Source organism: Sorangium sp. So ce1014 (genome assembly GCF_051521505.1).
In the GTDB taxonomy this organism is placed as follows: Bacteria; Myxococcota_A; Polyangia; order Polyangiales; family Polyangiaceae; genus Sorangium.
The window spans coordinates 5,924,956-5,948,430 of the sequence record NZ_CP150356.1 but is presented as its reverse complement, the minus strand read 5'-3'; the positions used below and the strand labels follow the sequence as shown (position 1 = coordinate 5,948,430).

Here is a 23,475-nt window from a genome sequence, read left to right as displayed (position 1 = left end):
GGGGCCGCGTCGCGGGCCGGGAGCGCCGCGCGCAGGCTCCCTGCGAGATCGCTCCTCTGGAGTTGCGCGCCGAGCCTCGCCGCAACCGCAGGGAAAGGGGGACTTTCGTGAAGAGATCACCGGGTGGGGTGCTGGGTATCTTTCTCCTCATGACCCTCGGCGTCGCGGGGTGCAGCGGCCGCGACGCCGGCGAGGATCTCCCGGAGAGCGCCGGTGACGGTGCGTCCGGCACGGCGCCCGCTCTGACGCGGGCGTGGGCGAGGGCGAGCTTCCTGCCCGCTTACCGCGTGATCGGCCGGAGCGCCGACGTCGCGCGGGCGACCGCGCTCGCCGGCGCGCTCGGGCTCGCGGAGGAGAACTTCCGGGGCGGCGCCTCGATCGGGGCCGACGGCGCGATTCGCTACCTCGATCGCGCGCGGTTCCAGCGCTTGCCCACGACGAAGGCCGGCCCGCCCGCGCCCGGGTTCCGCGACGAGCGCGGCTTCGCCACGGCGCCGGGCGATGACGCCCTGGATTTCGAGGCGCTCGCGGCGCTGCGCGTCGTCCCGGAGCCGGACGCGGCGGCGCGGGCGTGGGCCGCGCTGGAAGGCGCGCGCCTGCCCGTCGGGCGCGAGATCGCCGTGGGCCACTCGCTCTTCGAGGCGATCGACATCGAGGGGCGCCACGTGGCGCGGGCCGAGCTCGACACGCAAGTGAGCTTTCGCGATCAGGCCGAGGGGCTCCGGCTGATCGGCCCCGGCGCCAAGGTCCGGGTGACGTTCGACGCCGAGGGCGCCGTGACCCACCTGATCTACGCGCGTCGCGACCTCGAGCGCGGGGAGGACGTCGCGATTGTCCCGGCCTCGGAGGCCCCGGCGCTGTGCGCCCGCGCGCTGGGCGGCGGCGCGGTGGTCGCGGCCGAGCCGGAGCTCGTCTATTACGCGCCGCCGCTCTCCCGCGAGGTGCGGCGGATCCTCCCCCATTTCGTGTGCAGCGCCAGGCGGCGCGTCGGGGGTGAGGTGGTGGACGTCCGCAAGGTGATCGTCCCGGCCGTCGTCGACGCTCCGAGGGCCGCGATCACCGTGCGTGTGGACGGCGAGACCGTCTCTGCGGAGGCGAGCGTCGCCGGGGGCACTGCTCCCTACACGTACAGGTGGGTATCCTCGGCGCGCTCGCTCGATCCGGCCGGCGCAGACGGCAGGGCGGTGCGGATCGCGCCGGGCGGCTCGGGCTTTCGCGGCGAGACGGAGACGCTCTCTCTCTATGTCACGGACGCCGACGGCCTTGTCGCGACGGCGGGGCGGCCGCTCTCGTTCGCGCGCACGGCGGGGCCCGCGGCGCCGAGCCCGCCTCCGTCGCCGAGCCCGTCCCCGCCGTCTCCGGGCGACGAGGGGCGCGCCATGGTCGGCGCCGAGTGGGTCGGGCTCTGCGGCGGCCTCGATCATTCGGCGGCGAACGTCGACGGGCTCCTGAAGGGCTTCCGGGCGGGGGGGGTCCAGCAGCGCTTCAACTGGGGTGAGCTCCGCGCGTGGGAGGTCGATTTCAAGGATCCGGCGCTGGGGGGTCAGGACGCGTCGTTCGCGGACTCGGTCGATCTCACGTTCTATACGGGGCACGCGAACGGCGTCGGGTTCATGTTCTGCAGCGCCATGAACGATCGGTTCCTTCACTTCAGCGACGCTCACTGGGGCAACTCCAACCTGGAGTGGATGGTGGTCGCCGCCTGCGGCCCGCTGCAGGACGACGCGGGCGCGTGGCGTGCCCGGTGGTCGGGCGCGTTCGACGGCCTGCACCTGCTGCTCGGGTATGCGACCGAGTCGTTCGACGACACGACCGAGGGCTCCCTGTTCGCGAGCTACCTGCTGGACGACGCGAGCCCGGCGCCGGTGCGGCAGGCGTGGGCGACGACGGCGATCGAGATCCAGCCCGACGACAAGGTGACCTACGCGGTGATGGGGGTCTATGGTCCGGACTGGACACTCCCCAACTACGACGATCACTTCTGGGGCAAGGGCCCGGTCGGCCCGGACCTCCGGGGCGCCGCGAGGATCGGGTTCTGGCGGATCGCCGGACCTACCTGAGCGCCGCGTCGCCCAGGCTCATCCCTGGATCCCGCCGGCTCGGCTCAGTAGCCACGCCACTTCGAATCGAGCTCGATGGAATAGTAGTCCACGAACCGGAACGCCACGCCCCCCGCATCCCCGCTCGCGCGGATCGCGTACACCGACTCGTTCGACTGAGGTCGATGGTCGGTCGGGCTGAACGAGATCGGCCCGGCCGTCATCCCGTCGAGCACCACGTTCTGGAACGACTCGAGCGCGTCCTTCAGGTCCTCTCCCGTCGGCCGCTCGTGCCCCGCGTCGACGGCCCGCTCGACGGCCTTGCGCCACATGAGCGCCGCCGCGTGGCCCTGGACGTAGAACTGGTCCTGATACCGGTCGAGCGGGTGGTCGTCCTTCTCCCGGTACGCCCGGTGGATCCGCAGCATCTCCGCCATCCCGCTCGAATGCTGGGTGTCACCGTAGATCGGGACGGGGAACAGGCCGTAGAAGATGCCAGCGCAGTCGGCCCCGCAGAGCGACAGCGTCCGCTCGCCGATGCCCCAGTTGTTCGCCATCACGCGCAGCTGCCAGCGCTCCTTCCCCGGGAACGCCCGATCGACGAGCCGCTGCGCGGCGGCGGCCCCCCTCCCGACGAAGGCCGAAGAGAGGACGGTGTTGCCGGCCCAGAACCAGCTCGCCGGGACGTAGGACGGGTCCGCCTTCTTCTTCTCGATCTCTCTTTTCACGTAGCGGGCCACCGCGTCGACGATGAGCCCCTCGTCCTCGGGGGAGGACGTCTGAGGAACGAGGAGATCCTCGCCGAGCAGCATGCCAGGCAGGTGCTCCACGTACGATTTGCCCGCGGCGAGCGGGTCGACGCAGTAAAGACACCTGTCGATGGTGTCATGCACCATCGCGATGCGCCCGGGCGCGATCTTCCAGGCGGCCTTCATCCCGATGCGGATCCCGGTCGAGTAGTCCGTGGCCGGGAAAAAGATGTACGGATAGCCGGGGCTCGTCTTGTGCTCGGTCGCCGAGAGGCTGTGTCCGAGAGCGTTGAACTCGGCGTAGCGCACGTCCGCCGAGATCGGCACCGGCGTGGCCAGCGAGCCGGCGTACGACCCGGGGATGATGAGCTTCTTCTCCTCCGCGAGCTTCGGCGCGACGCGGGTGGTCGGCCCGGTGCCGAAGATGAACAGCGTGGAGACCTCGCTCCACTCCGGCTCCCGCCGCCACGCCTCGATGGCCTCCTCCGTCATGGCCGGGTCGTACTGCGCGTCCTTCATGTCGACGTCGATGGGACAGCCGCGGAGCCCTCCCTGACTGTCGTTGAGGTGACGCAGGTAGTCGTAGACTCCGTATTTGTACGCTGGCGCGACGTCGGCGGTCGGCCCTGTTTCGCCCGTCGTGATCCGGATGCGGAGCGCCCCTGTGCAGCCGGCGCCCGCGGCCGCGGTGGACACGGCAGCGGTCGACCCGGCGAGCACGGCCGCCCCGGAGCCGGCCGAGCGCGCCTGTCCCTCCGGGCGGCGTGCGGAGATCGCCACCGCGGCGACCAGGGCGGCCACGCCGATCGCCCCGATCAGGTAGCTGCGCTGCTGAGGCGTGGCGGTCGTGGAGAGGGTCGACTTGAGGCTCGTCGAGTCGGACGTGGCGCGCCTCTGGCCAGGCGGCCCAGGGGTCCTCTGCCCGAGCTCCTCATCGAGGGGGGGCATGGCCAGGAGACGCCCTCCGTCTGCGCCCTCGATCGAGCTCGTGCAGGAGAGGCGGGGTGAGAGGAGCGCGCTCGGACGGATCGAGCTCTGCTCGATGTACGTCTTGACCTGCTGTTGCATGCTGGCGCGGCGCTCCGCGAACATGCCCAGCATCGTGGCGCCGATCTCGTCCGAGCCGGCGTCCTCGCCCGCCCCATGCAGGTAGTCCTCGAGCGCCGCGCGCATCTCCTGCGCGGTCGCGAACCGCTTCGCCGGGTCGCGATCGAGCGCCCTCGCGACGATGGCGTCGAGCGCCGGCGGGATGTCCGGGTGAACGAGCGAGGGCCGCTGGATCTCGTCCACGGCCGCCAGCTTCCAGAGCGCGCTCACGGCGTCGCCGCCGAAGAGTCGCTCCCGCGTGAGGAGCTCCCAGAGCACGATCCCGGCCACGAAGATGTCGGCCCGCCGGTCGATCCTCGCGCTGTCGACGGCCTGCTCGGGCGCCATGTAGGACGTCTTGCCCTTCAGCTTCCCGGTCTCGGTGTGGTTCGTGTTGATGGACGCCTTGGCGATGCCGAAGTCGAGGAGCTTCACCGCGCCGTCGTACGTGACGAAGATGTTGTGCGGGGAGACGTCGCGGTGGACGATGCCGAGCGGCGTGCCGTCGTAATCGCAGAGCTCGTGCGCGTGATGGAGGCCGCTCAGCAGGTCGGCCACGATCCGGACCCAGACGCCGCGCTTGAAGCCTGCCGCGCCCGGCTCTCCCTGGGCCACCGCCTTCATGATCCCGCTGAGCGGCTGGCCCTCCAGATACTCCATCACGGTGAAGTAGCCGGCCTCGTCCATGCCGACCTCGTAGGTCTGGACGATGTTGGGGTGGTTGAGGCGCGCCGACAGCTTCGCCTCGTCGAGGAACATGGCGACGACCTTCTCGCCGTCTCCGCCCACGCCGCGGTGGCGCTTGACGACGACGAGCTTGTTGAACGACCCCGGCCCCCGCGCGCTCGCCAGGAACACGTCCCCCATCCCACCGCGGCCGAGCTTCGCGATCGGCCGGTACTTGCCCATGATCGCCGTCTGGGTCGGCTCCGCGTCCGAGATGTCTTGACCCGTGCCCACCATGCCCCCGGCCGTTCTCAGACGCGCGCGCCGCTCCGAGTGGATTGGCCATAGGAGCAAAGACCGATATCCCTGTCAACGTCGCCGGCCCCGGCCACAGGGGCGACGGTCTGAGCGGGTTGAGTCGATTCCTGTGGGCGGTGCGCCGGGGAAGGGGACGCGGGGAGCCGTGCGCTCTCGAGGTGCTCGTAAGGGGCGAGCGTCGTCAGGCGCGTGTCCTCGACGGGGCCGCCGACGGTGAAGTGATAGAGGCTCTGGAAGTCGTCGCCGGCGATGCCGCACAGCTCGTGAAACACATCGTCGAAGTAGCAGCCGATGCCTGTCGCGCGCACCCGGCCGCCGCTGTCCCGCGCGGCCTCGGCCTCGAGGTACAGCGCGTGGCCGAGGACGCCGGCCTCCCAGAAGAGCCGGCGGTACCACGGCGCGCCGCGCTCCCGGAGCGTGGCGCCGAGGTCGGCGACCATCCCGAGGCTGAACGCGCCGTCGGCGGCGATCTCCTGATGACAGCTCACGATCTGCGCGGCGCTCCGGAGATCGGCCTCGGAGAGGCGATAGAGCCGCAGGTGATCCGGACACCCCTCCGGCTTCTCCCACGCGAAGGGGTGCGCGAGCGCGGCCCTCAGCCCCTCGTGCGCGGCCTCGGACCGCTCCAGCGCGTAGAGGCCCGGGGCGAGGCCGCGGACGCGGTGCACGAAGACGACAGCGTGCACCCGCGGCGCCCACGGGAGCGCGTCCCACGGGGGCACGCCGGGGCGGGGGAGGAGGTGGTCGAGCATGGCGTAGAACGTCTCGGCGCCGATCGACGTGAGGCCGTCGAAGGCGGAGGCGCTCCGCCGCGTCCGGATGATCTCGGACGCCAGGGCGCCGCCGCCGCCGTCAGGCAGCGGGGGCAGCGCGCTCTCCAGGACGGCGGCCGGCTCCTCCGTGTGGGCCTTGCAGGTGGCCTCGGCGACGTCCTCGATGACGTCCCAGTCGACGTGGCTCGGGCTCAGGGCGTTCGCCCGTCCGGCCCACGCGCCCTCGCCGGCGAGGCGCGTCAGCCCGGCGGCGCGCGCGGAGGCCGCGCGGGCGGCGGCGAGCGCCTCCTCCCGGCGCAGCGGCGCGGCGGGCACGACGAGCAGCGCGGCGTCCGGGTGCTCGCGATCCGCCGCCGCGATCCCCGCGAAGTCCGCGTCCCGATCGAGGCCGAGCAGCGCGGACAGCTCGGGATCGCCGAGGTCGTCGAGCAGCACGGCGGACCAGCCGAGCGCGGCCGCGGCATAGCGGACGGCGGCGATGGCGTGACCTGCGTCGTGCTGGCAATAGCGGAACGCGCGCTCGCCGTACTTCCACGCCTCGCGCCAGTGGACAGAGCTCAGCCCCACGAGGAAGCCGCCGGCGGGGAGGAGCTCCGAGAGCGCGCGGGAGGCTCCGGCGTCCAGCGTGGACCGGCGCTCGAGCTTGTGGTCGCGGCTCACGTAATGATAGAGGCCCGCAGGTAGGCCGGGGGCGCCCGCCGAGAGCAGGTATCCCTCGGTCGGGTGGAGATTGCCGCTCGAGGGGTTGCACCGGAGCGCCCAGCGCGAGCCTCGGTATTCCTTCCACGCGGAGAGGCCGAGGGAGAGCTCGAAGAGGGCCGCGATCGATCCGAGCTCGACCGCGGCGGGCGGCACCGCGCCGGGGCGGTAGAGGTCCCTGTACGACGCGGCGACCCCGCCGGCGCGGAGCGGCAAGAGGACCTCCGGAGCGCCCTCGAAGGTGCGGAATGGATCGGGCTGCGTGCTCCAGTCCAGGTGGCCCAGGGAGCGGGCATAACGCCTCAGGTGATGCTTTGTGCGCGTGTGATACGAGAGCGCGCGCTCGACGGGGCTTCTGGACATGGGGCCGCTCAGCGGGCACAGGGTAGCAGCGGCCCGGGGCGCCGCTACCGGACCGAGCGAGCTCTTCCGCTGGGTCCCCTGTCTTTCAAGATGAGCTCGGCGGGGGGCGCCATCAGGTTCCAGCCTCGCGCTGCACGGGTATTCCGGGCTGAATGTGTCGTTCTCGATGGATCGGTAAGGCCCATGCCTGCTCGATATAAGCGAGGCACTCCATGATGGAGCCCTGCTTGCCGGCCTCCCGCGACCCGCGCGGGATCGCGCGCTCGACCGGACAGACGGTGTACTGCTTCTCGTGATCGACGACGACGCGATAGGTGGCTGCGTCCTGTCGCTCTTCCTGGCTCATCTTCACCTCCGAGGGTCGGCCCGATTGCGCTGCGGGGTCGCACCATAACCTCGGCGCTCGCGCAGGCGAGCCCGAATCTCGGAGCGCGGATCGCAGGATCAGGCCGTCTCCGGCCCGATACGGCGTCATGCCGGGGTCAATGCCCATGTCCTGACATGGTGCCGGCGGACCGATGGACGGTGGATCGACTCCCCTGTCCGGGCCGCCAGCCGAGATCATGCAAGGCGGCCACCCGGGGCGCTCAGCTGTAGACCCCCTGCACGTACTCGGTCAGCATCTTGATCTCGGCCTCTTGTTCGCGGCTCGCCCAGTGCACGAGATCGCCGATCGAGATCATCCCGACCACCCGCCCGTCCTGGACCACCGGCAGGTGACGGCAGCGCCGCTCGGTCATGACCGCCATGGCCTGCCGCGTCGTCGTGCTCGGCTCGACGCAGACGACCTCGCAGGTCATCACCCCGGCGACCGGGGTCGTCGCCGGATCGCGCCGGGCCAAGATCACCCGCGTCATCACGTCCCGCTCGCTGATGATGCCGCTCGGGGCCCCGTCGATGCTCACGAGCAGCGCGCCCACGTGTCGCGCGCACATCGACTGCACGGCCTCGACGACTGTCGCCTCCGGCGAGATGGTGTAGACGTTCCGACCCTTCCTGCTGAGGATTTCGCCGACGCTGTCCATCGTTGCCTCCTTCCCAGACCCAGTCGGAAGCATGACAAGAAATCGAGCGGTGGGACCGGGATGCGCGCAGATTTTTCGGCTTCTTTTCACCTGAAAGCCTGGCTTCTCGCGCTCCACGGCCGCGCTCGCCTCAACGTGGGTCGCGGACCGGGGAGGGGGCGGCCGTGCTGAGGGCGCGCGGCGGCCTCCCGTCCACCAGCACGTGCAACGGGGTCGTGCGATCACGGCGCGTCGATGCGTTGGTAACGGAATAGTTGGACGTGGGTGCCTCCAGAAACATTTCTGAAACTTCGTCGGACCCGGGACTGGAAACCGTCCACCTCGTTTCCTAGTACCGCGTCGCCCAAGTTCATCCGAGGTCCGCCGCGGAGAGACCGGCGTGGAGGCGAGCCATCTTGGATGGCTCGCTGGCGCGCTGGCCACGTGAGCGACGAACCTGGACGAGCCTGGACGACAACGTACCAGCGGTCGGCGCAGCGGCTGCGGGACTCACGTCCTGCCCGCGCGCCCGAAGGTCGAATACCACCAAGCCCATGTCGAAGATCCCGGATCCACCAGCATCAGACCCCTTGACGTGGAAGAGCGATCTCGTCTCAGGATTCCTCGTCTTCTTGATCGCTCTACCGCTCTCGCTTGGCATCGCCATGGCGAGCGGATTTCCCCCCATCGCAGGCGTGCTCACCGCCGTCATCGGCGGCGTGGTCGCCACCTGGCTCGGCAGCGCGCCGCTCACCATCAAGGGCCCGGCCGCGGGGCTCATCGTCATCGCGCTCGGCGCGGTGCAGGAGCTCGGCGGCGGGGACAACGCGACAGGCTACCGCCGCGCGCTCGCCTGCATCGTCGTCGCCGCCGTGGTGCAGATCGCCTTCGCGCTCGCGCGCGCCGGCACCCTCGGCGATCTCTTCCCCTCCTCGGTGGTGCACGGCATGCTCGCGGCCATCGGGATCATCATCTGCTCGAAGCAGATTCACACGCTCCTCGGCGTCACCCCGACCGCCAGAGCGCCGCTCCAGCTGCTGCTGGAGATCCCGGCGAGCGTCCTCCGGCTGAACCCCGAGATCGCCCTGATAGGCGTCCTGTCGCTCGTCCTCCTGTTCGGATACCCGGCGCTCGCCAGGAGATCGCGATGGATGCAGAAGATCCCCGCGCCGCTCCTCGTGCTCGCGGCCTCGATGCCGCTCGCGCTCGCCTTCGACCTGGAGCACGAGCACACGTACACGCTCCCGATGACGGGCTCGATCTACACGATCGGGCCGCAGTTCCTCGTCAACCTGCCGGGGAGCCTGGCGCAGGCGATCGCCTTCCCGGACTTCAGCCTGGTCACCTCGTCCGCGTCCATCAAGTACGTCCTGATGTTCGCCATGGTGGGAAGCATCGAGTCGCTGCTGTCCACCAAGGCGGTCAGCTCTCTCGATCCCGAGCGGCGCCGCCCTGACCTCGACAAGGACCTGCTCGCCACCGGCCTCGGCAACCTCGTCGCGGGCCTGCTCGGCGGGCTGCCCATGATCTCGGAGATCGTCCGCAGCTCCGCCAACCTCGGCTACGGCGCGAGGAGCCGGCTCTCGAACTTCTTCCACGGCGCCTTCCTCCTGCTCTTCGTCGCCTTCGCGCCGGGGCTCATCCACCGGATCCCCCTCGCCGCGCTCGCCGCGATGCTGACGTTCACGGGCATCCGCCTCGCGTCTCCCGGGGAGCTCGTGAAGACGTTCCGCATCGGCAAGGAGCAGCTCGTGGTCTTCGTCGCCACCGCCGCGATCACCCTCGCGACCGATCTGCTCGTGGGGGTCGCGGCCGGCATCGCCGTGGAGATGCTCATCCACGTGCTCAACGGCGCGCCGCTCCGCAACCTCTTCCGGCCCGGTCTCGAGGAGCACGTCGACGGCGGGCGGGTCGTGCTGCGCGTCAAGCAGGCGGCCGTCTTCAGCAATTACCTCTCGATCAAGCGGAGGCTCGCGCGGCACCCGGGCGCCCCTGCCATCGAGATCGATCTCGCCGACACCGGTCTTGTCGATCACACGGTCATGGCCAACCTGCACGATCTCAAGGCCAGCCTCGCGCGCGAGGGGCGGGCGCTGACGCTCTCAGGCCTCGACGACCACGGCCCGATGTCCTCGCACCCACTCTCTGCGCGGAAGCGGAAGCGGAAGGAGAAGCCGCCTTCGCGGGCGCAGGATGATGAGGAGGATGACAAGGAGGAGCCGTCGAGCCCGCACGGTGCGGGCGAGATGCGCGACGAGATACGCGAAAGATCCGCGTGCGCGCAGCGCATCTGGAGGGATAATCACCATCGTACGATTGACATGAACGAGCCAACGTCGAAGTCCGGCGCAGACGAAGCTCCAGAAGAGCGCCTGCGCACCCTCCTCCAGCACGCCGGTCACTTCCTGCCAGCGCAGGGGCCCATCGGCGTGTTCGTCCACCACAACACGCTGCACGCGTTCCAGCACCTGCCGTTCCACGACGCGCTCGCCACGGCGAGCGCGCTGTTCGAGGCAGAACCGTTCCTCTCCGAGGCGGAGTACCGCGCGCACATCGCGTCAGGTCGGATCGACGACCAGGACATCGAGGCGGCGCTCGCCGAGCGCTTCGCCGAGAGGCCCGACGAGCGCCGACGCCCGCTGTCACGGAACGAGATCGAGCGCCTCGCGCTGCGCTTCGGCATCGAGACCGTCACCGAGGCGGGGCTCCGGTGGCGCATCGCCGAGGCGGGAGAGACGCGCAGGCTCCGGCCCGACCTCCCGACCGAGCCGTACCGCCGCCTCATCGTCAAGACCGAGCGCTGGCTCGCCGACCGCCCCGACGCCGCGGCGCGCCTCCTCGATCAGGGCGGCCGCGACCCGGAGTCCCGCGCCGCGCTCGCCCTCTGGGAGGCGTGCCGCAGCGTGCCGCTGCCGCCCGCGCCGCCCGCGCCGCCCGCCGACCGACCGCTCGCCGACCGCGTGGGGGTCGATCGATCGCACCGCGATCTGCTGCTCGCGCTCACGGGGGAAGATCCGGCCGAGCTCATCGACCCGCTCTTCATCCGGCTCCTCGGCGCCTACCTCGACGAGGGCGTCGCGCACTGGGCGATGCCAGACCGCGCGCGGGGGCTCTTTCGCGCGTTCCGCGGCCTCGTGCTGGAGGGATCGACGCCGGCCGGCGCGCACCTCGCCGGGCTCGGCGCGGAGCTCCGCCGGCTCGGCGCGAGCGCGCCGCCCGCCGCCATCGTCGTCGCCGCCCTGCGCGAGCTCGGCGTCGCGGAGGACCGATGGGAAGGCTACGTGACGCGCGTTCTGCTCGAGCTGCCGGGCTGGGCGGGCTTGATCCACCGCCTCGAGCACACCCCGGGCGACCGGCCGCAGGGCTCGCCGCCCGCGTCGCTGCTCGAGTACCTCGCGGTGCGCCTGACCCTCGCCCGGTACGCCCTGCGCGACGTGGCGCGCCGGAGGCTCGGGTTCGAGGGGCCGCTCGCGGGGCTCGTCGAGCACGCCCGGCGCGCCGCGAGGCACGCCGAGCCGCCGCGACGCTCGCCCGATTGCGATCGGCCGTTCCGCCTGTTCCAGCTCGCGCAGCTCGCGGGGCTCTCGGTCGCAGAGATCCAGCCGCTCCCGGCGGCGGACCGCATCTGGGCGCTCGAGGCGCTCGAGGCGCTCGACGAGGTGGCGCGGCGGCGCCTCCTGCACGAGGCCTACGAGCGTCACCACCGGGTCGAGGTGCTGCACGGCATCGCGGCGAACCTGCGGCGCCCGGCGGACGAGCGCGCGGTCGTGGATCCTCGGTTCCAGGTCGTGCTCTGCATCGACGATCGCTGCGAGGGCCTCCGGCGGCATTTCGAGGAGCTCTCGCCGCGGCACGAGACCCTCGGCTTCGCCGGGTTCTTCGGCGTGCCGATCCGGTACCGCGGGCTCGACGACGCCGGCCACGTGAGCCTGTGCCCCGTCGGCGTCGAGCCGGCGCACGAGATCGTCGAGCGGCCCCGCGAGGAGGACGGCGGGCTGCTCCGGAAGGGGCGCCGCAGGCGCTGGGCGCGCCTCGTCCATGCGCTCGGGCACGGGACGCGGACCCTCTCGCGCGGCCTCTTGCTCACGCCGACCCTCGGGCTGCTCTCCACGATCCCGCTCGTCGGGCGCATCCTCTTCCCGAGGGGGGCCGCGCGGCTGCGCCGCGCGCTCGAGCGCCGCCTCCTGCCGGCGGTGCCGACCCACCTCCGCAGCCCGCACGAGGACGGGGAGCCGGCCGGCAGCGGAGGGGCGCCGTTCACGGCCTCCGAGAAGGCCGCCAGGGTGGCGGCGACGCTCGAGAGCATGGGGCTCACCCGGGGCTTCGCGCCGATCGTGGCGGTGCTCGGCCACGGCGCGGCCAGCGTGAACAACCCGCACCAGTCCGCGTACGACTGCGGCGCGTGCGGCGGCCGGCACGGCGGCCCGAACGCGCGGCTGTTCGCCGCCATGGCCAACGACCGGGAGGTGCGCGCGCTCCTGGCCGCGCGCGGCATCGACATCCCGGACCGGACCTTCTTCCTCGGCGGGATGAACAACACGACGACGGAGGAGATCGTCTTCTACGACGAGCACCTCGCGCCGGCGTCGCACCGCGGCGAGATCGCGGCGCTCATCGACGCCCTCGGCGAGGCGCGCAAGCGCCACGCGCACGAGCGCTGCCGTCGCTTCGCGTCGGCCTCGGAGCGCCTGAGCCCCGAGCGGGCGCTCGCGCACGTCGAGGCGCGCGCCGTGGACCTCAGCGAGGCCCGGCCCGAGCTCGGCCACGCCACGAACGCCGTCTGCGTGGTCGGCCACCGCCAGCTCACCCGCGGGCTGTTCCTCGACCGCCGGGCGTTCCTCGTCTCGTACGACCCGGACCAGGACCCCTCCGGCGCGATCCTCGAGCGCGTCCTGCTCTCCGCCGGCCCTGTCGGGGCGGGGATCAACCTCGAGTACTACTTCTCCCGCGTCGACAACCTCCGCTACGGCGCCGGGACCAAGCTCCCGCACAACCTCGCCTCGCTGCTCGGCGTCATGGACGGCTCGCTGAGCGATCTGCGCACCGGCCTGCCCAAGCAGATGATCGAGATCCACGAGCCGGTGCGCCTGCTCGTCATCGTGGAGGCGAGCACGGAGACGGCCGCGGCGATCTGCGCGCGGCAGCCCTCGCTCCGCGAGCTCATCTTCAACGGCTGGATCCAGCTCGTCTGCGTCGATCCGGCGACGGGCCAGATCGCGCACCTCGCCCGCGGCGCCTTCGCGCCGTTCACGCCCCCGGAGCGCCCTCTGCCCACGGTCCAGCGGTCCGCCGACTGGTACGCGGGCCAGCGCGGCTTCCTCCCGCCCGCCATCGTCCACGCCGCCGCCGCGCCTCCGCGGCCCTCGCCGGAGATCGCTTCCCATGCTGCCTGACCTCCTCCTCGGCAAGCTCGCCGCGGTCGCCGTGCTCTCGCCGGCGCTCGCGTTCGCCGCGCTCGGCGCCTACCTGCTCCTGCTGCGCACGCCGGGCGAGCGCGTCGTGTCGGGCGTCGTGCTGTCGGCCCTCTCGCTCTCGCTCGCCGCCTCGCTCGTCGTCTGGGGCTCGTCGATCATGGCGCCCCACGCCTTCCTCTCGGTGGAGCTCGGGCGCTGGTTCGAGGCCTCGGGCTACTCGTTCGACATCGTCCTGCTCGTCGACCGGCTGTCGACGACGATGATGGTGCTCGTCTCGCTCATCGCGCTCATCGCCGGCAGGTTCTCGGTCGCGTACCTGCATCGCGAGGCGGGGTTCGCGCGGTTCTTCCTGCTCCTCGCCCTGTTCTCGACGGGCATGCTGGCGCTCGTGTCCGCGGGGAGCATCGACCTGCTCTTCGCCGGCTGGGAGCTCGTCGGCGCGACGAGCGTGCTCCTCGTGGCCTTCTTCCACGAGCGCGCGGCGCCGGCGCGGGCGGCGCTGCGCGTCTACATCACCTACCGGCTCTGCGACGTGGGGCTGCTCGTGGCCCTGGTGCTGATGCACGAGATCTCGGGCTCCTCCCATTTCGCCGAGGTGTTCGGCGGCGCCGCGTGGCCCGGGCCCGCCGCCGCGATCAGCGCCTCCGCCGCCACGGCGCTCGCGCTGTGCCTGTTCCTCGCCGCGATGGGCAAGAGCGCGCTGTTCCCCGTCGGCAGCTGGCTTCCGCGCGCGATGGAGGGGCCGACGCCGTCGAGCGCGCTCTTCTACGGGGCGATCTCGATCCACGCGGGCGTGTACTTGATGCTGCGCGCGGCCCCGCTGCTCGAGCGCTCGCCCGTGGCGAGCGCGGCGGTGGCCGGCGTCGGGGCGCTCACGGCCGCCTACGGGACGCTCGTGGGCCGGGCGCAGCCGGACGTGAAGAGCGCGCTCGCGTACGCGACGATGTCGCAGGTCGGGATCATGTTCGTGGAGATCGGGCTCGGGTACTACCGGCTCGCGCTTGTGCACCTCTTCGCGCACGCGTGCCTGCGGTGCCTGCAGATGCTGCGCGCGCCCTCGGCGCTCCGCGACGCGCAGGAGATCCGGGCCGCGCACGCCGGCGAGCCGCTGCCGCACCTCGGGATCGCCGCCCGCGTGCTGCCGGCGTCGCTCGTGCGGCGCGTGTACTGGCTCTCCCTCGAGCGCTTCCACCTGGAGGCGCTGCAGCAGCGGCTCATCGCCGCGCCGCTCATGCGCCTCGGGCAGGCGATCGACGGCTTCGAGCGCCGCTGGGTCGCGGCGCTGAGCGGCCTCGCCGAGCGCGAGGCGGGCGACGCGGACGAGGCGGGCGCTCGCGGCGAGCGCGCGGGCGCGGGGGCCTCGGCGCCCAGCGCGAAGGGGGCGCGCTCATGAGCATGTTCCTGCTCCTCTCGGCGACCGTGCTCGCGCCCGCGCTCGCCGCGCTGGCCGTCTCCCGCGCGCGCAGCGACGAGGCCGCGCGCCGCGTGGCCCTCGCCGGCGCCGCGCTCACCCTGGGGCTCTCGCTCGTGTCGCTCGCGCTGTTCCACGCCGCCGGCGGCGTCGCGGTCGACGCGATCGGCCCCGCGGTGCCGCTCCTCGGCGTGCGCCTCCGCCTCGGCCTCGACGGCTTCACCGCCACCCTGTTCCCGCTGCTCGGCTTCATGCTGCTCGCCCTGATCGCCGCGGGGCCGCGCGCCGCGCTCGAGCGGCAGAACCTCACGGCGCTGCTCACCACGGGCAGCGCCATCCTCGGCGTCTACTGCGCCTCCGACCTCGCGTTGCTCGCGGTGGCGTGGGTCGCCGCGTTCCTGCCGGGCGCGCGCCTGATCGCCAGGAGGGGCGCGGCCGACAAGCTCCTGCGGCGCACCTACCGCATCTTCCTGATCGGCGGCACGGCGCCGCTCGTCGTCGCGCTCGGCATCATGGCCGCGCTCGCCGCGCGCCGCGGCGTGGCGCTGCCGTTCGACCTCCAGGAGGTCGCCCGCGCCGGCATCCCCGAGGAATGGCAGTCGCCGCTGTTCGCGCTCGTCGGCATCTCGGTGCTGATGCGCATGGCCGCCGTGCCGTTCCACGGCTGGCTGCCCGTGCTGCTCGAGCGGGGGCCGCTCGGCGTGACCGTCCTGCTCGCCGAGATGCAGGTCGGCCTGTGCGTCCTCGTGCGCGTCGTGGCGCCGCTCCTGCCGGAGAGCTGCGCCGAGGACATGCCGATCCTCGCCGCGCTGGGGCTCTTCAGCGCCCTGCACGGCGCGATCCTGGCGCTCACGCAGACGGATCTCCGCCGGATGATCGGCTACCTCGTGGCGAGCCAGAAGGGGCTCGTTCTCCTCGGGATCGCGTCGATGAACCCGCAGAGCCTGAGCGGCGCGTTGCTCCAGAGCTTCGCGCTGTCGATCGCCGTCACCGGGGTGACGATGGTCGTCTGGGCGATCGAGGCGCGCACGGGCACGGCGGACATGGCGGAGCTCGGCGGCCTCGTGGCGAAGACGCCGCGCATGGCCGCCTTCTTCTTGCTGCTCGCGTGCGCGACGATCGGGTTCCCGGGGGCGCTGACGTTCATCGGCGAGGATCTCCTCCTGCACGGGATCCTGCACGTGCACCCGGTGCTCGCGGTGCTGATGCTCGGGGCGACGGCGCTCAACGGGATCACGATGTTCCGCGCGTTCCAGCGCACCTTCCTGGGCCCGATCCCGCGCGGCCGGGCGAGCGGCGCGGCGATCTCCGCGCTCCTGTTCCGCGAGCGGGCCGTCTTGCTGTCGATCCTGGCGCTGACCGTGGCCCTGGGCGTCGCGCCGTCGCGGCTGCTCGCGCTGCACGAGCCGGTGGTGAAGCGGGTCCTCGGGCGCAGCGCTCAGGAGGCCGACGTCGCTCGGCTGGAGCGGATCTCGAGCGTGGGGATGTCGCCCTGAGCGCCCGCGGCGGCCCCCTGCGCCGCGGTCGCGCGGCCGAGGATCTCGAAGACCTCGACGGGCCCCGTGGCGCCCACGAAGGCGCGCTGCCCGCGCGGCGCGCACTGAAAGCCGGCGGCCTTGGCGTGGACGTCTCCGCTCACGAGGATCTGATTCCGCTCGGCCGCGGCCTGTAGCTGGGCGGCGACGCTCACGACCTCGCCGAGCACCGTGCAGTCGAGCCGGCGGCAGGACCTCGAGCCGACCTCGGCGATGATGAGCTCGCCTGTCGCCACGCCGATGGAGATGCCGGGGACGAAGGCCGACGTCTCCCCGGCGCGGCGCGCCAGCGTCTCGAGCTGCGCGCGCACGACAAGGCAGGCGTCGAGCGCGCGCGCGACGTGATCGGGGCCGCGGAAGAGGGCCATGACGCAGTCGCCCAGGAACCTGTCGACCATCCCACCCCGCATCGAGAGCTCGAGCGCGATGACATCGAGGTTCGCGTTCAGCATCCGCACCGTCTCCTCCGCGCGCTTGCCCCGGACCGCGTCGTGGAAGCCGGCCAGATCGAGGAAGGCGACGGTGCCCTCGGCGACCTCGCACGCCCCGAAGCCGTCGGGGCTGCGGAGCCGCTCGACGGCGAGCGGGCTCGCGAACGTGCGCAGGAGGTCGTTCTCCCGGTTCGAGCGGCTGTTGTCGCGCAGCTCGCGCACCTGCTTCAGCGTCTTCTCGATCGTGAGCTCGAGATCGTTGAGCGCGATGGGCTTCACCAGGAAATCGAACGCGCCCCGGTTCATGGCGGTGCGGATGTTCTGCATGTCGCCATAGGCGGACACGACCACCGCCCGCGCGTGCGGGGTCACATCGCCGATGTGGGCGAGCAGCGTGAGACCATCCATGCGGGGCATGTTGATGTCGGTGAGGATGACGTCGATGTCGGGGTGGCTGCGGAGCGCGGCGAGGGCGCCCTCGCCGTCCTCGGCGAAGACGAAGTTGTAGATGCCCTCGCGGATCTGGCGACGAAAGCACTGCTTGATGAGGGTGGAGACGTCAGGCTCGTCGTCGGCGATCAGGATCTTGGCCGGGCGCCGCTCGTTGCCGGCGGCGAGCGCGGCGAACGCGGCCGCCATCTCGCGCGCCGACCGGAAGCGCTGGGTCGGGTCCTTGGCCAGCGCGCGCTCGAAGAACCGGTCGAGCTCTGGCGACAGCTCGGGGACGAGGCTCGACGGAGGAGGGAAGGGCTCCGTGCAGATGCCCATGACCAGGGCGGCGAGCGTCTGCGCCGCGAACGGCAGCTCGCCGGTGAGCGCGCAGTAGGCGAGGACGCCCAGCGACCAGAGGTCGCTCCGGTGGTCCACGAGGGAGCCGCGCATCTGCTCCGGGCTCATGTACGTCGGCGTGCCGATGAGGCCGCCGCCGCCGGTGAGGCGCAGATCGTCGGTCCTCGACAGCATGGTGACCACGCCGAAGTCGAGGAGCTTCACGACCTCATCGGCCTCGGTCCGGGCGAGGAAGACGTTCCCGGGCTTCAGGTCGCGGTGCACGATGCCCGCCGCGTGCGCGGCCGCGAGGCCCCGCGCCGCCTGCGTCACGATCGACGCGACCGCCCGGAGCGGGAGCCGCCTCACGTGATCGAGGCGGCGCTGGAGATCCTCGCCCTCGAGCAGCTCCATCGCGATGTACGGCCGCTCCTCGTCGATCCCGCGGTCGATCCCGTAATCGTAGATGTGCACGACGTGCTGATTGCGGAGCTGCGCAATCGCCGTGGCCTCGCGCTCGAAGCGGGCGCGCGACTCCGGCGACTGCACGTGTTCGGCGCTCATCAGCTTGAGCGCGACGCGCCGCTGGAGGCGCAAGTCCTCCGTCTCCCAGATCTGCCCCATGCCGCCGCCGCCGATATGCCGTATCAGCATGTACTTCTCGGCGATGATGGGTTCTGCCATGGCGGGCCGCATGTTACAGCCGTGGCATACGGGCGTCAATGGAGCAGCGCGCGCGCTGCCCTGCAGCCTTCATCTTCCATTGCGCTCCATTGCGCTCCATTCCGCTCCATTGCGCTCGGCGCGGGAAGATCGCTGTAGCGTCCGCGCGGTGGTCCGGTCAGGGCGCCTACACAGCGCCGAGCTCCGGGCCGGGCACGCGCTTCGGGAGCGTCACGATGAACTCGGTGAACTCCCCTTCTTCCGTCTCGAAGGTCAGGGTGCCCCCGGTGCCCTCGACGACGATGTTATGACAGATCGAGAGCCCGAGCCCCGTGCCCTCGCCCGGCGGCTTCGTCGTGAAGAAGGGGTTCATGATCCTGTCCCGGATCGCCGCCGGGATGCCGACGCCGTTGTCATGGACACGCAGCTCGACACGATCGCCGAGATCGCGTGTCGTGACCCGGATACGGGGGGAGGACTCCTGTCCGCGCGCCGGGTCTCTCCGCCGCACGGCGTAGCAGGCGTTGTCGACGAGGTTGATGACCACGCGGCTGATCTCCTGGGGGACGAGGCTCACCTGGCCGATGGAAGGGGAGAGGTCGAGCTCGATCGCGATCTCGGCCGACGAGGCGCGCGCGCGGGCGCCGTGATAACCGATGTTGACGTAGGTCGTCACGAGCGTGTTGAAGTCGACCTCCTGGCGCTCTCCGCGCTCACCCCGCGAGTGGTCGAGCATCGAGCGGATGATGCCCTCCATGCGCTGGCCGTGCTCGCCGATCTTCTTCACGCTGCTCGTCAGGTCGCCGAGCGCCTCGGTGAGGTACTCTTCGCGGCCGTCGTCGAGCCCCCGGGCGAGGGTCGATATGTCACCGCCGATGTCGTCGATGAGGCGGGCCGAGAGCTCGGCGAAGTTGTTGACGAAGTTGAGCGGATTCCGGAGCTCGTGGGCGATGCCGGCCGTGAGCGAGCCGAGCGAGGCGAGCCGGTCTTGCACGATCATGCGGTCCTGGGCCTCGCGCAGGCGCTTCAGGGTGGCCGCGAGCTCCTCGTTCTTCACCTGCAGCTCTCTTGTGCGCGCCTGGACCCGTTGCTCCAGGGTGTTGTAGAGCGCGGCGTTCTCGAGCGAGATGACCGCCTGCGTCGAGAGCATCTGCAGGATGCGCATGCGGGCCGGGGTGAAGGCGCCTTTGACCAGGCTGTTCTCGAGGTAGACGATGCCGCGCCGGCCTCCCGGGCGGCCGAGCGGGAAGCAGAGCACCGAGCCGACCGCGTGCTCGGCGATGTGGGGGTCGCGCCCGAAGCGGGGGTTCGCGGCGGCGTCGTCGAGCACGACGCTCTCCTGCGTGCGCGCGACGTAATAGACGATCGAGGTGGGCAGACCCCGGCGCCCCCGGGGCGCGAGATCGGCTATCGGGATCGACCGGAGGACCTTGGCGTCCTCATCGACGGACTTCTCGCCCTCCACCACCCACTGGCCGCCTTGCTCGAGGAGCAGGTACCCGACATCGGCGCCGCTCGTCTCCAGGAGGATCTGCATCAGCCGGGCGAGGAGGCGGTCGAGCTCGATCTCGCGCGAGAGGTCCTGCGAGGCGTTGAGGACGCTGATCAGGTCGAGGACGCTGAAATCGAGCTCGCGACCGGCCGTCTCCGAGAACTTCGAGGCCGCGAGGATGCCGGAGGCGACGTGCGGCACGAGCCCCGGGTGCTGCTTCTCCAGCGCCTTCGCCTTGGCGACCGCGCCCCAGCGCAGGTAGCCCTCGTGCGCGTCGCGCAGGTGCTGCCGCGCGAGCTTCTGGTCGCCCCGCGCGAGGTAGAAGCGCCCGGCGAGCTCGTGGGCGATGGCCGCCTCGTGCTGGTAGCCGCTCTTCACCGCGAGCTCCGCGCCGCGCTCGAAGGCGTCGCGGGCGGCGTCGTCCTGGCCGAGCACACGCGCGCGCTCGGCGCGGATGAGGAGCAGCTTGTGCTCGTAGGTGGCCGGGCAGTGCTCGCGCCACGTCTCGAGCTTGGCGATGTTCCGCTCCACGAGCGCGCCGATGCGCTCGCGCGCGGGCTCGTCGGCGTGGTCGTGGACCGCGAGGTGGGCGAGCGACTCGAGCAGCATCCACGGGGCGGCCGACGTCGACCGCTCGACGATGGCGGCGTAGGGCGCGGCGGCCTCCGCGGTCGCCGCGGCCTGCTCGTGCTCGCCGAACACGTAGCAGAGCAGCGTCTTGCAGAAATGGTAGTTGAACATCGCCCCGATGTCGCCGGCCGCGCGCTGCTGCGGGACCCGCTCGGCCTCGACGTACACGGGGCCGGCGAGCACGACCTGATCGGAGGACTTGCCGCGCAGGTCGTGCACGGTCTGCTGGTAGATCTGCATCCAGCCGAGGACCATGGTTTGGTGGAGCTTCGCGATCCCGTGCGCGTACTGCTCCATGTCGGCGGCGAGCGTCCCGAGGTCGACGCCGGCGAGCAGCCGCGTCATGCAGACCGTCACCCCCGCGTTGGCGGCCTGGTACGGCGTGCCGGCCTCCAGCGCGAAGCGATAGGCGTCCGAGAACAGCGGCGAGAGCTCGTGGAGCGGCGTCTTCACGTGAATGACCATGAAGCCGCTATAGAGATAGGTGTGCGCGCGAGACCCCTTGTCGCTCAACCGATCTGCGAGCCGCAGCGCCAGCCGGCCGAAGCGGTAGGCCCGATCGAGCTCGTCCCGGGAGAGGAGGAGGAAGCCGTAGTAGGCGTACCCGAAGGGGGATTGCGGCGCGCCCCCGCAGCGCAGCGACATCCGGACGAGCCGGCAGACCGCGATCGAGAGCAGCCTCGCCCCCGTGATCACGGCGATGTTGATCACGTGGTTGAGGAGGGCCATCCTCGCCAGGTCCGCCGGATCGCTGCACTCCGGCAGCTCGGCGAGCTCCTCGACCGGCCGGTCGCCGAGCGCCTCCGCCGTCAGGGCGAGCTCCCGCTCGACGTCCTCGGCAGCCGCGCTCTTCGGCATCTCGACGCCGAGCCGCCCGAGCGCCTCGAGGTATACCCGCATCGCGTCGGCGAGCCGCTGCTGCGAGTAGAGGGCGTGCCCCTCCAGGTCGAGGAGCTTCACCTCGTCGAGCGCGCTCGCGGCCCTCGGCCGGACGACCTCGCACAGCGTCTGCGTCGCCTCGAAGTCGCCCAGGGAGAACGCGGCCTCGGCCGCGGCGAGGTGGATGTCGCGGGCGAGCTCGTAGTGCGCGCTCCAGTCCTGGGCGCCGAGGAGCGCGATGCCCGCCTGACCGTAGACCTGCGCCTGCTGCCCCGCGCCGGCCTGGAGCGCCCTCCGCGCCGCCTGCAGATTGAGACGCGCGAGATCGATGATCTCCTCGCGCTGCTCGATCGCCGCTCGCCCCTGGTTGAGCAGCCCCACGATGTCGAACAGCCGGCCGGCCGACTCCTCCGCGCTCGAGCGCCCGAGGAGCCTCCTGCCGACGTCCCGGCGCAGGCGCGGCCCCGCCTCCTCGTCCAGCAGCGAGACGACGGCCTGCTGGATGCGGTCGTGCGCGAACCGACAGCGGAGGCCTGGCCCCGCCGCCCCCATCTGCACGGCGGAGCTGACCTGATCCATCGGGATCAAGAGCCCCTCTGCGGCCGCGCTCCACAGGTCGCGTCCGACCTCCTCCACCGGCCGCTCCGCCGCGATCGCGAGCGTGCCGAGGTCGAACATACCGCCGAGGCAGCCCGCCACCTTGAGCAGGTCCTGCGCCGCGGGCGAGAGCTTCCGCACGCGGGCCACCATGAGCTCGACGACGTTGTCGGTGATCCCGCGCTGCCGGATGCGGTCCAGGTCCCACCGGAAGCCGTCGGCGCTGCGCTCGATCAGCCCATCGGCGTACAGCGAGCTCAGGAACGCGCGCACGAAGAACGGATTGCCCGCGGTGCGCGAGAGCAGGAGATCGGCGAGCGGGGCGGCCTCCTCGGGCGAGGCGCCGAGCGCGTCGCCGACCATCTCTTTCATGGGGTCGAGCCCCAGCGGCGCGAGCGAGAGCCGCTCGACGCGCGCGCCGCGCGCCGCGATCTCCCGGACCGTCAGCGAGAGGGGATGGACGTCGGTGACCTCGTTGTCCCGGTAGGAGCCGATCAAGAAGAGCGGCAGATCCTGCGCGGCGTTGAGCAGCTCCTCCAGCAGCTTCAAGGCGTCGAGGTTGGCCCACTGGAGGTCGTCGAAGAAGATGCAGAGCGGCTGCTCCGGCGTGGCGATGGCCGCGACCAGATCGCGCACCGTCTGGTTGAAGCGCTGGCGCGCCTCGGTGGGCGGCAGGACCGGCACCTCGGGCTGCGGCCCGAGCACGAGCTCGAGGCTCGGGCACGCGTCGATGAGGACCCGCGCTCCCGCTCCCAGCGCCTCGCGCACCCGCGCGCGGAACGCCGCGAGGCGGTCCTCGCTCTCGGTGAGGAGCTGCTCGACAAGCGCGTGGAGGGCCTGCGCCAGCGCGGCGTGCGGGGCGTCGTCGCGGTACTGGTCGAACTTGCCGGCGATGAAGACGCCGCGCCGCGCGGTGAGCGGGCGGTACACCTCGTGGATGAGCGCTGATTTCCCGACGCCGGAGTAGCCGGACACGAGCATGAGCACCGCGCCCTGGTCGACCCGCTCGAACGCCGCCATGAGCGCCTGGACCTCGGCGTCGCGGCCGTACAGCTTCTGCGGCAGGTGGAACCGCTCGGAGCGGTCGTGTCGCCCGATCGGGAACGGATCGACGGCGCCGTGCTGGCGGAGCCTCTCGAGGCAGCCCGCGAGGTCGGCGCGGATGCCGCGCGCGGACTGGTAGCGATCGTCGGCGCTCTTCGCCATCAGCTTGAGCACGATCTGCGCGAGGACCTCGGGGATCGCCGGGTTCGACGCCCGCGGCGAGGGAGGCTGCCGCGCGATGTGCGCGTGCACCAGCTCGAGCACGTCGTCCGCCGTGAAGGGGAGACGGCCGGTGAGCAGCTCGTAAAGGCTCACCCCGAGCGAGTAGTAGTCTGTCCGGTAGTCGACAGACCGGTTCATCCGGCCCGTCTGCTCTGGAGACATGTACGCCAGCGTGCCTTTGAGGCCTCCGGGGCTCGTGAACGACGTCGACTCCTGCGGGAGCACCGAGGCGAGGCCGAAATCGATCACCTTCACCCGCCCGTCGGCCGGGTTCATCACGATGTTGGAGAGGTTGAGATCGCGGTGGACGACGCGGCGCTGGTGGATCGCCTCGAGGACACACACCACGTCGATGGCCAGCGCGAGCGTCCGATCGAGCGAGAGCGTCCCGGCGGCGTTCATCGCCTTGAGCGAGGTGCCGCCGAAGTCCTCGATCAAGAGGGCATATCGCCCGCCGTCCTCCTCGACGCCGTGGCTGCGCACGACGCCGTCGACGTCCTTGAGATCGCTCAGGATCGCGTGCTCGTGGCGGAGCGACGCGATCTGCGCCTGCGACGGATTCTGCTCCTTCAGGACCTTGAGCACCAGAGGGAGCCCGTCCGAACGCCGCCTCGCACGGTAGGCGGTCGAGCGGGCGCCCTCCCGGAGCCGCTCGATGATCTCACAGCCGCAGATGTCCATCATCCTTCTCC

The 23,475-nt window shown here is 71.6% G+C and carries 10 protein-coding genes and 1 pseudogene; 5 read left to right on the top strand and 6 right to left on the bottom strand.

The window, feature by feature from the left end; all coding sequences use genetic code 11:
* Nucleotides 1-107 precede the first annotated feature (107 nt).
* Nucleotides 108-2,060: a DUF6345 domain-containing protein gene (locus WME75_RS22340; RefSeq protein ID WP_437494323.1), complete on the top strand. Its 1,953-nt coding sequence runs from the start codon at nt 108-110 to the stop codon at nt 2,058-2,060.
* A 44-nt stretch (nt 2,061-2,104) separates the two neighbouring features.
* Here WME75_RS22340 and WME75_RS22335 read toward each other — a convergent pair whose 3' ends face one another.
* The 4 genes from WME75_RS22335 to WME75_RS22320 all read right to left on the bottom strand — a co-directional run bounded on the left by WME75_RS22335 (nt 2,105) and on the right by WME75_RS22320 (nt 7,718).
* Nucleotides 2,105-4,837 carry a protein kinase domain-containing protein gene (locus tag WME75_RS22335; protein ID WP_437494321.1) on the bottom strand — a complete coding sequence of 911 codons (2,733 nt, stop codon included), beginning with the start codon at nt 4,835-4,837 and terminating at the stop codon, nt 2,105-2,107.
* Nucleotides 4,838-4,851: 14 nt separating this feature from the next.
* Complete coding sequence (locus WME75_RS22330; RefSeq protein WP_437494319.1) at nt 4,852-6,693, bottom strand: nitroreductase; 1,842 nt, start codon at nt 6,691-6,693, stop codon at nt 4,852-4,854.
* A gap of 112 nt (nt 6,694-6,805) precedes the next feature.
* Nucleotides 6,806-7,039 carry an MbtH family protein gene (locus WME75_RS22325; protein ID WP_437494317.1) on the bottom strand — a complete coding sequence of 78 codons (234 nt, stop codon included), beginning with the start codon at nt 7,037-7,039 and terminating at the stop codon, nt 6,806-6,808.
* Nucleotides 7,040-7,280: 241 nt separating this feature from the next.
* Nucleotides 7,281-7,718, bottom strand: coding sequence for a CBS domain-containing protein (locus WME75_RS22320; RefSeq protein WP_437494315.1), 438 nt, complete (start codon nt 7,716-7,718; stop codon nt 7,281-7,283).
* Nucleotides 7,719-8,251: 533 nt separating this feature from the next.
* Here WME75_RS22320 and WME75_RS22315 point away from each other — a divergent pair.
* The 4 genes and pseudogenes from WME75_RS22315 to WME75_RS22300 form a co-directional block, all read left to right on the top strand.
* Nucleotides 8,252-9,856: pseudogene (locus tag WME75_RS22315) on the top strand (SulP family inorganic anion transporter); the annotation flags it as partial.
* Between the two features lie 87 nt (nt 9,857-9,943).
* Nucleotides 9,944-13,090, top strand: a complete 3,147-nt coding sequence (locus WME75_RS22310) for a YbcC family protein (RefSeq protein WP_437494890.1) — start codon at nt 9,944-9,946, stop codon at nt 13,088-13,090.
* Nucleotides 13,080-14,504, top strand: coding sequence for a proton-conducting transporter transmembrane domain-containing protein (locus WME75_RS22305; protein WP_437494313.1), 1,425 nt, complete (start codon nt 13,080-13,082; stop codon nt 14,502-14,504). Before WME75_RS22310 ends, WME75_RS22305 begins: the two co-directional genes overlap by 11 nt.
* Nucleotides 14,501-16,018, top strand: coding sequence for a complex I subunit 4 family protein (locus tag WME75_RS22300; protein WP_437494311.1), 1,518 nt, complete (start codon nt 14,501-14,503; stop codon nt 16,016-16,018). Before WME75_RS22305 ends, WME75_RS22300 begins: the two co-directional genes overlap by 4 nt.
* Here the strand turns inward: WME75_RS22300 and WME75_RS22295 are convergent.
* Together WME75_RS22295 and WME75_RS22290 are read right to left on the bottom strand one after the other, a co-directional pair.
* On the bottom strand, nt 15,961-17,940 hold the full coding sequence (locus tag WME75_RS22295) for a protein kinase domain-containing protein (RefSeq protein ID WP_437494308.1): 1,980 nt from the start codon (nt 17,938-17,940) through the stop codon (nt 15,961-15,963). The two genes, WME75_RS22300 and WME75_RS22295, sit on opposite strands and share 58 nt — an antisense overlap.
* Before the next feature lie 166 nt (nt 17,941-18,106).
* Nucleotides 18,107-23,467, bottom strand: coding sequence for a trifunctional serine/threonine-protein kinase/ATP-binding protein/sensor histidine kinase (locus WME75_RS22290; protein ID WP_437494305.1), 5,361 nt, complete (start codon nt 23,465-23,467; stop codon nt 18,107-18,109).
* Between the last annotated feature and the right edge of the window lie 8 nt (nt 23,468-23,475).

Bases quoted from the DNA above. Each gene is read 5' to 3' on its own strand.
- WME75_RS22335 (WP_437494321.1), bottom strand. From the start codon at position 4,837: ATGGTGGGCACGGGTCAAGACATCTCGGACGCGGAGCCGACCCAGACG.
- WME75_RS22330 (WP_437494319.1), bottom strand. From the start codon at position 6,693: ATGTCCAGAAGCCCCGTCGAGCGCGCGCTCTCGTATCACACGCGCACA.
- WME75_RS22325 (WP_437494317.1), bottom strand. From the start codon at position 7,039: ATGAGCCAGGAAGAGCGACAGGACGCAGCCACCTATCGCGTCGTCGTC.
- WME75_RS22320 (WP_437494315.1), bottom strand. From the start codon at position 7,718: ATGGACAGCGTCGGCGAAATCCTCAGCAGGAAGGGTCGGAACGTCTAC.
- WME75_RS22310 (WP_437494890.1), top strand. From the start codon at position 9,944: ATGCGCGACGAGATACGCGAAAGATCCGCGTGCGCGCAGCGCATCTGG.
- WME75_RS22305 (WP_437494313.1), top strand. From the start codon at position 13,080: ATGCTGCCTGACCTCCTCCTCGGCAAGCTCGCCGCGGTCGCCGTGCTC.
- WME75_RS22300 (WP_437494311.1), top strand. From the start codon at position 14,501: ATGAGCATGTTCCTGCTCCTCTCGGCGACCGTGCTCGCGCCCGCGCTC.
- WME75_RS22295 (WP_437494308.1), bottom strand. From the start codon at position 17,940: ATGGCAGAACCCATCATCGCCGAGAAGTACATGCTGATACGGCATATC.
- WME75_RS22290 (WP_437494305.1), bottom strand. From the start codon at position 23,467: ATGATGGACATCTGCGGCTGTGAGATCATCGAGCGGCTCCGGGAGGGC.